Origin of the sequence: Cloacibacillus porcorum (assembly GCF_001701045.1) — a bacterium.
GTDB lineage: Bacteria > Synergistota > Synergistia > Synergistales > Synergistaceae > Cloacibacillus > Cloacibacillus porcorum.
Map to the genome: position 1 here is coordinate 2,830,470 of NZ_CP016757.1, position 13,914 is coordinate 2,844,383.

Below are 13,914 nucleotides of genomic sequence, written 5' to 3' on the forward strand. Positions count from 1 at the left end.
TACTTTTACGCTATTTTTTGTCTTATTTCCAAGAAATTCTGTTACAATATATGGTGACATGGATTAATTAATCTCAACTTGCCGGAGGGGTATAGATGACGCTCAGGTGTAAAACACAACTTTTTCTCGGAGTAATACTGCTGTCAGTGCTGCTGATACTTGATATTCTGTTTACAAATTTTTTGATCACATCAGCGGAACAGACTGACAGAGAGCGTATGACCAGAGACCTCTCCAGAACCTCTGTGACCCTGAACGGGGAGGTGCGCACGCTCTCGGCGATAGCTGGCAACTGGGCCTACTCAGACAAAGCGTGGGACTATATGACCGGCCTCAACCCCGACTACCCGAATATATACCTCAACAGGGCCGTTCTTACGGAGATCGGCGTCTCATCGCTGATATTCATAGACAACGACTTCAACGTAAAATTCGCCCGCGACTACAGCGCCCCCGACGACAGCTCCACTCCGGAGAGCGAGGTCGCCGCGATCTTCAGCAACCAGGGAGAGGATATCTTTAAAAACCTCCCCGTCGACGGCACAAGCGGTATCGTAATGAAGGGTGAGGAACCTATATTCTTCGCCGTCAAGCATATACGCCGCTCCGACAAGGGCGGAGACCAGGCCGGCTACCTTATCGCCACGATGGCCCTCTCGCCGAAGATGATCCATAAAATCACCAGCGGCCTCCATTTCACCTTCGCCGTGGAGCCCGTTCCGCAAAATGATAAGGGGCGGGAGCTTCCGAATATGATCCTCAATACCGACCCGCGAAATTCATTCACCACAGGGCGGCTGCTCGTGCGCGACCACGCCGGCTCGCCTGCTTTCTGGATCTCCGGCATCTCCCAAAACGTGGATATCAAGAGCGCCGAGCGTGAACTGCAGATACTCTTCTCCATTCTCGCGATCGCCGCGCTCTTCGTCGTATTCCTCTTCGGATTCTTTATGAAACACCAGATAACAAACCGCATGAAACGCCTACAGCACGAGATAGAGGCTATCCGCGACGAAGCCAGCGACGCGCGCAGCATCACGATAGACCGCAAACGCGACGAGATTGCCAGCATCCAGCGCACGCTGAACGACTTCATGGCCTTCTTCGACTTTAAACAGGGTGAGAAGAACAAAGCCGACGACATCACGATCTCCGTCTACAAACGTTTCGCGGAGGCCGGCAGACGCCTCTGCATGAAGACGCTTGAAGACATCGCGACGGCCTTCTCACCGGGAGACGAAAAATTCCGCGCCGCGCTCGTCAGAGGCGCCGCCAAGGCACGGGACTTCGCAAGGGAAAACGGGTTCGAAGAGGAAGATCTCATCTATATCTACCTCGGAGCGCTCTTCAGCCGTATGGGTATGCTCTCGCTGCCTTTCTCCATCCGCACCAAGACCTCGCCGCTTACGCCTGCGGAGCTGCGCGAATACCGGAAGTATCCGATAAAATCAAAGGACTTCATGGAAGCGATAGAACTCCTGCGCCCCGCCTCCGCGCTGCCTTACGCGTGGAATGAAAACTGGGACGGCACCGGATTCCCGCAGGGGCTATCAGGCAGCGCAATACCGATCCAGGCAAGGATATTCGCCATCGCGGACGCCTGGAACGAGATGACGCGCCCCTGGCCCGGACGCCGCATCCCTTCGGAAGACGAAGTGATTGAGAGACTGCGCGCGCAGGCCGGTACGCGTCTTGACCCGCAGCTCGTGGAAAAATTCATCGCCTTTCTGAAACAGCAGAAGTATTAGAGACCGCTAATCCCTATAGCCATATATCTTCCGCTGATTATATGCCGCCGCGCGGCTCATATAGTCAGCGGTTTTTCTAAAGAAGGAGAGAAAACATCATGATAGAAATCGACGCTAGAAAACTGGAATGCCCGAAACCAGTCCTGCTTGTAAAAGAAGAGGCGGATAAAGGTACCGCCCAGATACGCGCCTGCGTGGACAACGAGGTCGCGGCGGAAAACGTCACACGCTTCTTTGAAAGCCGCGGATATACCGCCTCACGCGAGGACGGCGCCGAGGGCATATACATCACCGGCCAAAAGAGCGGCGAAGCCGCCGCGGTACAAAAAAACGGAGAGGGACGCACCGCGATACTCTTCACCTCCGACAAAATCGGCGCTCCTTCCGACGGCCTCGGAGAGGTGCTTATGAAGGCATACATCGGAACGCTGACAAAGACATCCACACCGCCATCGGCCGTGGCCCTGATGAATGAGGGCGTAAAAATGGCGCTGCCGGAGGCATCGACACTCGACACGCTCAAAGAGCTGGAAGCCGCGGGGACAAAGATACTCATCTGCGGCACCTGCACGAAACATTTTGGGATCACCGACCAGATCACTATCGGCACTATATCCAACATGTTCGAGATTTCCGAGGCGGTCTTCGGAGCGGACAAGCCGATAGTCCTCGGCTGATATGAGACATATCTATCTGAATAACGCCGCCACGACCTGGCCCAAACCACAGGAGGTACCGCAGGCGGTCTTTGACTTCATGACGCGTGCCGGTGCGAACGCCGCGCGCGGCTCCGCCTCTGAACGCGACCTTAAAAGCCTCGATATCGTATTCACGGCGCGCGCCCGCGCGGCGAAGCTCTTCGGCGGCTACGCGAAGGCCAACGCCAAATATGTGACGCTCACATCAAACGTCACCCATTCGCTGAACATCGTGCTCAGGGGATTTCTCAAGCCTGGGATGCGCGCCGTCACCACCTCAATGGAGCACAACTCCGTGGTACGTCCGCTGCGGGAACTGCAGGAGCAGGGCGTACTGGTCGACGTGCTGCAGTGCAGCCTGCGCGGCTACCTGCCGTCAAAATCGCTCTCCGAAGCGCTGCTGGAAAAGACCGACCTCGTCGTCATGACTCACTGCAGCAACGTCTGCGGCTCCGTCCAGCCGATCGAAGAGGCGGCGGAGATCTGCGCCCGCCGCGGCGTGCCGCTCGTCGTCGACTGCGCCCAGACTGGCGGGCTTTTGCCGATCGACGTTCAGGAGCTCGGCATAGCCGCCCTCTGCTTCACGGGCCACAAGGGACTATTCGGCCCCCAGGGTACCGGCGGCATCATCTGGAACCCCGAATTTGCCGAAAGGTGCGCGCCCCTCATAACCGGCGGCACCGGCAGCCTCTCCCACGAGGAGACGCAGCCGACGCTCATGCCGGACAAATTTGAGGCGGGCACGCCGAATCTCCCCGCCATTGCGGGACTTGACGCGGCACTGGAATGGCTCGAAAAGACCGGCATCACGGCAATAGCCGCCAAAGAGGAACAGCTCGGAAGACGTCTCGAAGAGGGGCTCCTTTCGATAAAAGGGATGCGCCTGCTCGGCGCGGCGGGAGACGGCACGCCGCGGCTACCCGTCTACGCCTTCAACGTCGACGGTATGGACAACGGCACGCTTGCGCGAGACCTCAGCGACCAATACGGCATCGAGAGCCGCCCCGGCCTCCACTGCTCTCCGCTGGCCCACCGGACGCTTGGCACCTTCCCGGAGGGCGCACTGCGCCTCTCGCCGGGGTATTTCAACACGGAAGAAGAGATCGATTATACCGTTCAGTCAATCAGCGAACTGGTAAATCGGCGTTTATAAGCACGACTAACTTCATGACTGGGGGCTTGGCAATGCTCACCGCACTTTAGTGCGCCTCCGCTTGCCAAGCCCCCAGTCATTTCGTTATTCGCACTTCTAAACGCCGATTTCCTATGAATAGGAAAATATAAACAGCAATTTAGGTTTGTTTTTGTGTTCAGACTGACGCTAGAAGCGGAACCGGCCGGCCTTTAGTTGGTCGGCGCGGGACGGTTCCGTTTCCGGTGATATTTAACTTTTGCCGCGTTTTATGGCGCAGAGCGGCAGGACCGCGGCAAAGAGAGCCAGCAGACCGGCAAAGCCGCCGTTACATCCGCCGCCGGAACTTGCCGCAAGCTCTTTTTTCTTTTCTTCCTCAGCCGCGTCGCTGAAAGAAAAACCGCCGTTAGTACCGGTACCCTGCGCCTTTACGCAGTACACCTCGTCGCTGCCCTTCATCTTGTAATTGAAACCCAGCAGCTCGAGATCGTCAAATGCATTGGAGTCGACGGCGAAGCTGATCTTCATTGGAGCGAGCTTGGGTATCGCGGAAGAGCTGCGGCTTGCCCTCGCGCCGGAGGCCTCTTTTTCCGACCGCTCCTTAACTTTGTTGTAATAGAGGGAGAAATCTGAGGAAACCGGCGTTCCGTCGCCGTAAATTACGCTTACCTCTTCTGCGCCGGGGATGTCGGGGTATATCCATTCGATCTCGTCTGCCGCGGCCATTACGCTGCCGCCAGCGACAGCTGATTTCCTGCCGCCCTCCTCCGACACGCCGCCGGAGTCTTCTTCGCCGCCCACGAGCATGTTGATGCCGGTTCTGCCATCCGAGAGCGTGTACATAACTATATCTTCCGATAGGCCTGCCTCTTCCGGCGTCATATTCAGCTCACTCAGGACATGATGTTCTTCCAAATCCCAGCGTCCTCTTTCGCTTGCCGGAATTCCCTCATCATCCTGCGAACTATTCCCGCGAATTTGTCTCAAGGCGTTTGATGCCATTGACGATTTTATTTCCGCTTGGCTGCCCGTCTCCACGATAAATGTAAAATCATTCTTAATAATATTTGTGCCATATATTGGATACCCGGACACCTCTGCCGTCATAGGTGGGTTGAAAAGATTATTCTTATCTTTATACGTCTTTTCCAGGAAGTCCGCCATCGCTATCTGGTACGGCTGATAACGGGGTATGCGGGCGATCACATCCCCTATCGGGTGCTTTTCCAGAGGCCAATCATCATATATGGAAAAAGCAGACTTTCCACTATTATTAGAGAGGGATGGTGTAATCAAACCAATCAACTGCAGTTTTAATTTACCTGACCCCAAAAATATAGTATGGTCCTTCTCCTTTCCAGTGTTCCTTAAGTTACACCACGCTATCTTGCCGCGTCGTATGTCACAGTCCAACCATTGCTCAGCGACGACGGTGGCCCATTTATTCCAATAGTCTTTGCCTCCTATCGAATCATATTGGAAATCAGCCCCGTAAAAAGCCATCCTGGGCGACAATGCGATAAACGCGAACTTGTTTTCGCGATTTGTAGATACATCACCGGCATTTTCATGGATTATATCAATATCAATATAAGCTCTTCTCTCAAGCCTCTTCGTAGTTGCCCATAACCTAATCAACGAGCCCATAGGAAGATGCTTTTTAGCGTGGACGATTCCATTCTGGTCTACAGTGGCATATTCGCTGACATCGGTCGGGTCTTTAAAGGCGTCGCCGGTACCGGTCAATCCCCATTTAATTGGATCACTGCTGTAGTCGATGTCGACTGCGTCATATACATCGTCTCCGGCGCCGGGATGGCTATACTTATAGAAGTCAACCTGCGCCTGCATTGGAAACCATGGCGTCGCAAACATCCACTTCCACCCCTCAGCACACATCGCATTTGGATAATCGCGGGCGAATTTACCAAACGTATCTTTAGGGTTTCCTACTTCACCATAGTTATATTTTCTGTATTGCCCATATGTCCTTAATTCTGGCACAACTTTAAATTGATAATTTGCTCCCGCCTGAACAACTGTTGTGTTATTATTCGCAAGAATCTTGATACCTGTCAGAGGCGGCGTTTTCTCCGCAGTAAATTCGATGATTTTAAGTGGATTTTTCTCGACCAAGTTTGCCACTACCGGAGGGAATTCCAGCAGTTTAGAGGTCTTTATCCACGCAAACTCACCCTGACGCTCCCGGCCATCCGGCAGCGAGGCCTGTAAATATACGGGATAGAGACGGTCCAATATTTCGCCTATACCATCTTTGCGGTCTTCAGCGAGGGGTTCATAACTGCGTGTATAGGTAAAAGCCTTCTTAGACTGGTTAGAAAAATAGAGCGTAACCGTACCGCCGGTCCTGCGAGTGTTAATCGTCGTACTGCCGACCATCCAGTCTATGGGAGCGGAGTCCGGCTCGGCGTCAGGGTCCATATTGGCTATTTTAAAGCTTGGAGGGTTCTCTTCCTGCCCCAGCGGAGGAAATACCGCCCAGCCGACAGTCATCACTCCGCTGCCGCCGTCTTTGTCATTATTAAATGTCGACAGGTTGTCGAACCTTGAGATGTCCGATTTGACGATGTAAGAAAATTTTCTGTTGCCGCCTGGCTCCGTGGGCAAATCAAACTGTATGCAGGAAGAAATACCGTTAATCCTAAAACTCGGCCCTGAGCCGTTCAGCCATATTTTTGACAGTTCTTCGGGGGTTATTCCCAGGTAAATGAAAGGCTTTCCGGCATATCCCTGCTGCAGGTTGAGTTTGTAATCATATTTCCGACCGGTTGCCGTATTGCTGACGGTGAATCGTATTTCTCTCTTTTCGCCCCAAACCATATTGATGGCGGCGGTCAGCTTGCCGTCTAGAATGGTATAGGAGTCCTTGTCCCGGTCCAGATTCGTATCCAACGTTATGGTCTTGTCGTCTGGTATTTCCGCGCTCAGTGTGAACTTGAGTGAGTTTGGCTCTGTCTTGAATAGTTTCTCTTTGCCATTAAGCTCCGTCTGCGACAATTTCAGAACGTCTTTTGTTTCAAATTTATCGTAGAGATTCAGGGATAAGAGCCGCGGTTCCACTTTTTGCGAAACCAGATTCACCCGTACCTTGTAGTCGCTTACGTCGGTGCCGCCCGTAGAAGGATTCTTCCTGCTCATCGTAATATAAACAGGCAGAGTCTTTCCCTGTCCATCTATGGTAAATTTTTTGCTCTCTTCGCCGGATTTTATAGGATTTTCCTGGCGGCCCTCCTCTGTGCTGACGAATACTTCCGTATCATACTCCATATTGGTTTCAACGGTGGGAACTACTATAAATTTATACTTTTCGATATTAGGGAGCTGCTCCAGCTGCACATTATAGCCGCGATAGCCCTGGGCGTTGGGCGCCAGATCCTTATTAAACCCAGTTACGACACCGCTGCCGTTATCATCCTGTATAAGCGTAAGCTCCGTTTTGTCTTTTTTTTCGTCGATCATGTACACCTTAAGGCCGTCCAGCTTCACATCGTCATTGCGGCTGTTTAATTCGACTAAATACGAGGCGGTATCGCCAGCTTTGCTGGTGACCGTTATTTTGACATCACGTATCTCCCCCGCAACAAGATAGCGCACGGTTGCCTTGCCATCAAGGGCATCTTCGCCATTTATACTGATGCTCTGCGGATCGTTTTTGGCAGCGACTTTCACCACGACACTCCTGTATGATCCCGGTATGGAGGCGTAGCCTTGAAGGTAGCCGTCAGCGAACGTTACCGTACCCAATAGCTTGCCACTTTCCGATTCGAGGGTGACGCTCTCTACTGGGCTGTATGCGGGAGTACCCTTATAGAGCCAGATCTCGTAGGTGACAAAGCCCTGCTGGGATACGTCTCCCACCATGAGTACGATACGGTTCCATCCCTCTTTGAGACCCACGTTGACGTCACCTTTTGACGCCTTCGCGCCGGGATTGGGAGCAGCGCCGTTGACGGAGACGGACCAGTCGGACTCCTTATCCAGTGTGAAGGTCATAACAACGCTGGAGACCCTATCGTCGGCAAGAGACGCTTCAAACATCCTCGTTGGCACTGAGGGCGTATTTTCGTCCATCAGCGTCCCATCGTTTTGACCGCTGATAGTTACATCCAAGGACAGCGTCTTTAACTGTGCCTGCGGAGCGGCGGCGCTGATAGGACCAAATTTACCTGTAAGTTTTCCGGCGTTAGGGTCGGCAAGCGCCAGCGAATCGTTATGGCCTTTTAGTTCAGGATCGTAGGATACAGTTGCCGAATCGCCGATGATTTTTCCCAATTCAAGCTCTACGGCACGAAACGTCCGGCGGCTGCCCGTGACAACAGGCGCTGCCAGCGGGACGACCTTTATTACATCAACAACGGTACCATTATCATTAACTATGAACTTTTGGCGCGCTTCGTCCCCCACCATGCTGACACCATCATCAATAGATTTGGTCGTGGCGTATTCAAGCTCTCTGTCAAAAGTGATCTGCAAATGTGTCCCATCCACCTTTACAACGCCGGTGGGGGTTAAAGGCGAATATGAATCCGCGGTGTATTTAAGGATTTTTTCGCTGTCCGTTTCCGTTTGCAAGCAGTAGTATGTTGTCTCGTAGGTTGGATTGTCCGCCATAACGACATGGGCGGCGAAGGGAATCAGCGCGCACAGCGCGGCAAGCAGGAGTATCAGGAACTTAAAGGGTGCGGAAAAAGGAAGGAGTCTTAACCAGTATAAACTACGGTTGCCCCCCCCCGTGGAAGGGTACTAAGGTTCGTTTTTTGCAAAAATGGCGTTCGATCGTCTTTCATCTTTACCTACCTCCAATTAAGATATATTATCCGCGGAACGCAGGAGGCTCGTATCCTCGATACGCCACCGCACTAATAAATAATTTTTACATCCGCTGCGCGGCTATCGTATCACAGTACTGCCATGTCGCGCAACAAATATTTTTTACGTCCACCGTAAAATTACTTAATATACGTTAAGTAACTTTTCCGAACGATACATAACATCGAAACACCCTCGGCGCCGAACGCCGTCTTTGGTACCAAAATACCAGCCACACGCCAATTCGCCCTGTCGTTTATAGAGTTGATATTTGAATTTTTCAGAAGTGACTGACTGTATGTCCATACATCGATGAACTTGTATAACAATAAGAAAGCTAAATCGCAATTTACTGCTTTCCCACCCAAAGGAAATCGGCGTTTAGACGTGTCGGATGCTAAATAACTTGCCCTCTGAGTACCGGAGCCGTATCTTCATACGGCGAGGACACTCAGGGGGCAAGTTATGACGCAGACGGCGCGTATAAACGCCGATTTTTAGGCGATGTATCCCTTGGCTACCAGTACGGCACGGGAATACTCGTCCTCGGGACGGTACCCCTTGCTCAGCAGCTCGCGGATGTAGGTGCCATTATAGGTAAAGCTGAATACGAGCTGCGCAAAAAAGAGCGTCAGCACGCTCGCCGCGAACATTATCACGGCCCACTTCGCGTCGCCCCGGCATATCGGCACAAGGAAACCGAAGAAGAACACCGTCCAGCTGAAACCCACTTTTACCGAGCGCATCTGGCCGTCCTCGGCGATAAGTCTTATCATCATATTCTATTCCTCCATGTCCATCTATTTTTTATCACATCAGGCACTGCGTTTTACCGTTTATTTGCCTATTTACGCTATAAATATTAACACGTATCATCGCAGGAGAGGTATAATCAACCGACAAATCAGAGATTTGGAAGGAGAAATTCTCATGGTGTTGTGGATAGTATTAGGTATAGCCGCGCTCATAGTGGTGTGGATTATCGGGACATATAACGGACTGGTCAAGCTGAGAAATATGGCGCAGGAGGCCTGGAGCGGCATTGACGTGCAGCTCAAACGCCGCAGCGATCTTGTTCCCAATCTTGTGGAGACCGTCAAAGGCTATGCGGGACATGAGAAGAGCACGCTGGACGACGTGACCCGCGCGCGGACGGCGGTGGTCGACGCTGGAGGCGATACCGCGGAGAGGATGAAGGCGGAAAATATGCTTACCTCCACGCTTCGTTCGCTCTTTGCCGTCGCCGAGGCCTACCCTGATCTTAAGGCCAATACGAATTTTCTTCAGTTACAGGGAGAGCTCAGTAAGATCGAGGATGAGATTCAGATGTCGCGCCGTTATTACAACGGCTCCGCGCGCAATCTGAACAACGCCGTACAGCAGTTCCCCGGCATGCTGATCGCCGGGCCGATGGGTTTTTCCACTTTGCCGTATTATGAGGCGGACGAGTCGGAACGCGCCGTGCCAAAGGTCGCATTTTAAAATCGGCCAGATATAGCCAAATAGGATAACGTTTAAAATTAAGGAGGCGGCAAATGAAAAAGACAAATATCTGCTTGTTGTTCATGTTTTGTGCCGTTATTTTCTCCGCTCTTCCCGCCAACGCCGCGGAGATCATTGAAAGTTTCCGCAGCACGATAGCGATCCGTGAGGACAGCTCCCTTGAGGTCAAGGAGAAGCTGTTGGTAAATATTGAGCATAAGAGTATAAAGCGCGGCATCATCCGTAACTTCCCGATAAGGTATAAGGACAGGAGCGGGCGCTCCTTCGATGTCGGCTTTGACGTGGAGTCCGTCAAGCTTGACGGCGAAGACATCCCCTACAATATCTCTTATGACGGCGCTTACGCCTATGTGAAGATCGGCGACCCAAACTCGATGATACCGCTGGGGCTCCATACTTTTACGATAAAGTATACGACGACGCGTCAGGTGGGTTTCTTTGAAAATTACGACGAACTTTACTGGAACGTCACCGGCAACGGCTGGTCATGGCCGATAATGACGGCCGCCTGCAGCGTCTCTCTGCCGCAAAAATACGCGGGCGAACCATTTCGTTCAATAGAATGGTACGTCGGAGGCTACGGTGAGCGCGGAGTTAAGGAAGACGCCAAGCTGGCCGATAGGAATACGGTGGTCACGACGCACCCGCTGTCGCCTGGAGAGGGGCTCACCGTCGTATATACGTGGAAGAAAGGGCTCATCTCCCCGCCACCGTCACCGTTCGGAGACGAACGCAGGCAGAGCTGGATCGCCTTTGCGACTTTAGCCTTTTCCTGCGCGTGGTTCGCCTTTGCAGTCCTAAAACGCAGGGGCGGAGGGGAACCACCGGCGGTGATCCCACGTTTCTATCCGCCGAAGGATTCTTCTCCCGCCTTCGTTCGCTATATAAAGGAGATGAAGGTCGACCGCGTCTCGATGACGGCAAATATCATTGGGCTGGCGGTCAAAGGGGCGCTGAAGATTGAGGAGAGCGACGAACCGCCCTCGTTCTTTGGGCATAAAAATAATATCTTCACGCTCGTGAAGAAAAACAGCAATGTCGAACTGACACGGGACGAGGACGCGATGATGATGCGGCTCTTCCCCGGAGACCGGGAGAGCATCACGCTGGAGCAGAAAAACGCCAGGGAGCTTTCCGGTGCGAACGGCGGCCTCCGGCGCGGCATATCGAGCCTCAGCCGCGGGCTGGTCTCCACGAATATCGGCCTCTGTCTCACCGGCGCGCTGATTTTTATCGCCGGGCTCGCCACAACGCTGCCCTTCACCGGAGACAGCCTTACGACCACAGCCGCCGCCGGCATCTTCGGAGGCGCGGTGCTCATGATCTCACTCTCAAGGAAGGTTTCTCCCGGCGGCTCTTTCATTACAAAGATAAAGGAGATCATATTCTCCCTCTTTCCCTCGGTCGTCGCGGCCTTTGCCGCGTATTCGATCTTCGAGGGAGAGCGCGCCGTCCTTTTGATAATCCTGCCCTTTATCGCGGCGGCGACGGTGACTGCGCTGATGCGCCCCTTCGTTACCAGCCGAACTGAGAGGGGCGAGGAGCTCAACAGCGAGGTGGAGGGGCTGAATCTCTATATCTCCGTCGCGGAGAAGGACCGTATGGAGATGCTGAACGCGCCGGACGAGACCCCAGAGCTGTTTGAACGGCTTCTGCCCTACGCGATGGCGCTCGGGGCAGCCAAGACCTGGGGAGACCGGTTCGCAAAGGTACTTGAAAAGGCACAGTACACGCCGCAGTGGTACGCCGGCCCCTCACCCTATATCTTCATGAACACGGGCGGCTTCGGCTCTTTCTCCGAGGCAATCGGCTCCAGCATGGCCGCCGGCATGAAACCGGAACAGGCCCCAAGCTCCTTTTCCGGAGCCGGAGGCGGCGGCTTCTCCGGCGGCGGAGGTGGCGGTGGCGGCGGCTCCGGCTGGTAAAACAGGAGTTTATAAGCACGATTTGCGTCATAAAATGGGGTCTCCGAATCCTCACCGTATGAAGATACGGTTCCGGTATCGGAGACCCCATTTCATTTAGCAACTCGCACTTCTAAACTCCGATTTCCTTCGGGTAGGAAAAGAGGTAAATTGCGATTTACCAAAGATTTTGGCGCCCTCTCCGAGGGAGCTGTCCCGTAGGGACTGAGGGAGAATTGACCTTAGGTTCTTCCGCGGCTTTTGCCGCGGGCTCTGTTTGGCGCGGTTCCCACGCCAAACAGAGCAACTCTCCCTCAGTCTCGGCGAAAAACATCGCCGAGCCAGCTCCCTCACATGAACAGAGGGCGCCTTTAAGGGCAAAGTCAAAAGATAAAGCGTTATTTATTCCTTGCACCGTCGAAGATAAATCGCTGTTTACCGTTCCCCACCCGAAGGAAATCGGCGTTTAGACGTGTCGATGACGACGCGAAATAAGGCCGGAAAACCGCAGGCGCACTTCGGTGCGTCGAGGATTTTCCGGCCTTGTTGAGATAAGTCAGCGGCGCGTATAAACGCCGATTTCCTATTTGCCCATTAAAGATGAAATAGTATCCCACACCTCGGGTTTTTCGTGGCCTTTTCGCCAACCGGCCATTCCGGCGAGGCCGTATTTACCCACCAGTGAAAGCTTCCGCTCTATCGAGGCGGCGTTTTCGACCCATACCTTCTGCACCTTGCCATTCGCGACGTAGGTGAAATAATACTGTCCCGGCGTCTCAAGCCACTGCATCTGAGCGCCGCGCTTCGCGGCGAGCTCCTCCGCCTCGGCCATCGTCAGGGTGTAGCCCTTCACCTTCACTCCGCCGTTGGCTTTCGTCTCCTCCCAGCGGCGCATATAGAAGGGAACGCCGAGCACCAGCTTCGACGGCGGGACTCCCTCCGCGAGGGTACCCTCGACCGCCTTCGTCACCCAGGGCATCGAGGCTACGGAACCGGCGCGTGGGCTTGTACGCCAGTGTTCGTCGTAGGCCATCAGCATGACATAGTCGACATATTTCGCAAGTTCGCCGCGGTCATGGCTCCGCGAAGATTTAGTATTCGCGGGGATGAAGACGTCGACGGAGAGCGTGAGCCCCTCGGGGCGCAGCAGTTCGGATATCCGCGCGACAAAGCGCACGAACTGCGCGCGGTCGGCTTCGTTCATTCCCTCAAAGTCGATATTGACGCCGTCGAGGCCGTAGAGCTTCGCGTAGATTATGAGACGCGCCATAAAGAGGTTCATCGCGCGCGCGTTCTTAAAGAAGGCGGTCGTCATGGCGGCGTTGAAGCTGTTGGAGACCAGCCCCCACACGCGGTATCCCCTGCGGTGGGCTGACTCAACATAGGCGGCGGAGGCGCGGTTCGCCATACCGCCGTTCGCGTCCATGAGATTGAACCAGGTCGGGGATAGGACGTCAAGGCCAGGTATCGCATTCTGCGCGCCGAGATTGGGATTATCGAGCGTCACATGTTCCCAGGTCATCGTCAGCTTGCCAGAAATTGGGGGCAGCTCCACGGCACCGCTCTGCACATATCCTCTGACGCTGTCGTTGGGGGTAAAGACGACGCTCCCGTTTTCCCTTCTGAAATCAAGATTCGTCAGGTTCTGCATCCCGCTCATGTTGAAGTAGGAGACGCCCTCGACGGAGAGCGAGGGGAAATATAGCGCTATCTGGCGTCCGGCGAGCTGCGCGAGCACAGGGCTGTCAAAGCGCTGCGCGGGGTCTGTGACGCCGATGTAGAAACCTTTGTTGTTCGGCCCATCCTCCAGAGGTACGCCCATCAAACGAAGCGCCTCCGCGGGCACCCAAAGGGCGCCGGCCCTGAAAAAGGCGGTGCCAAGCAGATCGGGCTGTACACCGCTCTGGCTTTCAAAATATATCTCCACCGGTTCGTCTCCCTCGGCAGCAAAAGCCGCGCCGTTAAAGGGTACGGAGACGAGGACCGTGAGTAATAACACCTTTAAAAATCTTACAAGTGGACACTTCATTGCAAAACTCCTTTCGTCATTCAGAGGATATTTTACTCTAAAAAGATGATTGCAGCTTATGTAAATTTGC

8 protein-coding genes are annotated in these 13,914 nt (G+C 53.8%); 5 read left to right on the forward strand and 3 right to left on the reverse strand.

Annotation, left to right across the window (positions count from 1 at the left end; all coding sequences use genetic code 11):
* Positions 1-95: 95 nt before the first annotated feature.
* The 3 genes from BED41_RS12870 to BED41_RS12880 all read left to right on the forward strand — a co-directional run bounded on the left by BED41_RS12870 (position 96) and on the right by BED41_RS12880 (position 3,599).
* Complete coding sequence (locus tag BED41_RS12870) at positions 96-1,748, forward strand: HD domain-containing phosphohydrolase (RefSeq protein ID WP_066747068.1); 1,653 nt, start codon at positions 96-98, stop codon at positions 1,746-1,748.
* Between the two features lie 98 nt (positions 1,749-1,846).
* Positions 1,847-2,425 carry a sulfurtransferase-like selenium metabolism protein YedF gene (gene yedF / locus BED41_RS12875; protein WP_066747071.1) on the forward strand — a complete coding sequence of 193 codons (579 nt, stop codon included), beginning with the start codon at positions 1,847-1,849 and terminating at the stop codon, positions 2,423-2,425.
* Position 2,426: 1 nt separating this feature from the next.
* Positions 2,427-3,599, forward strand: a complete 1,173-nt coding sequence (locus tag BED41_RS12880) for an aminotransferase class V-fold PLP-dependent enzyme (protein WP_066747073.1) — start codon at positions 2,427-2,429, stop codon at positions 3,597-3,599.
* Between the two features lie 231 nt (positions 3,600-3,830).
* On the opposite strand, the gene BED41_RS12885 is transcribed toward BED41_RS12880, so the two are convergent.
* Together BED41_RS12885 and BED41_RS12890 are read right to left on the reverse strand one after the other, a co-directional pair.
* Positions 3,831-8,210: a Synerg-CTERM sorting domain-containing protein gene (locus tag BED41_RS12885; protein ID WP_084002460.1), complete on the reverse strand. Its 4,380-nt coding sequence runs from the start codon at positions 8,208-8,210 to the stop codon at positions 3,831-3,833.
* A 695-nt stretch (positions 8,211-8,905) separates the two neighbouring features.
* On the reverse strand, positions 8,906-9,187 hold the full coding sequence (locus BED41_RS12890; RefSeq protein ID WP_084002461.1) for a hypothetical protein: 282 nt from the start codon (positions 9,185-9,187) through the stop codon (positions 8,906-8,908).
* Between the two features lie 151 nt (positions 9,188-9,338).
* Here BED41_RS12890 and BED41_RS12895 point away from each other — a divergent pair, with 151 nt between their 5' ends.
* The gene (locus BED41_RS12895; RefSeq protein ID WP_157102406.1) at positions 9,339-9,890 is read left to right on the forward strand and encodes a LemA family protein; all 552 of its coding nucleotides are present in this window, start codon (positions 9,339-9,341) and stop codon (positions 9,888-9,890) included.
* Between the two features lie 53 nt (positions 9,891-9,943).
* A complete protein-coding gene (locus BED41_RS12900; RefSeq protein WP_066747076.1) occupies positions 9,944-11,836 on the forward strand; it encodes a DUF2207 domain-containing protein in 1,893 nt (630 codons plus the stop codon).
* A 562-nt stretch (positions 11,837-12,398) separates the two neighbouring features.
* On the opposite strand, the gene BED41_RS12905 is transcribed toward BED41_RS12900, so the two are convergent.
* Positions 12,399-13,844, reverse strand: a complete 1,446-nt coding sequence (locus BED41_RS12905) for a glycosyl hydrolase family 18 protein (RefSeq protein ID WP_066747078.1) — start codon at positions 13,842-13,844, stop codon at positions 12,399-12,401.
* Between the last annotated feature and the right edge of the window lie 70 nt (positions 13,845-13,914).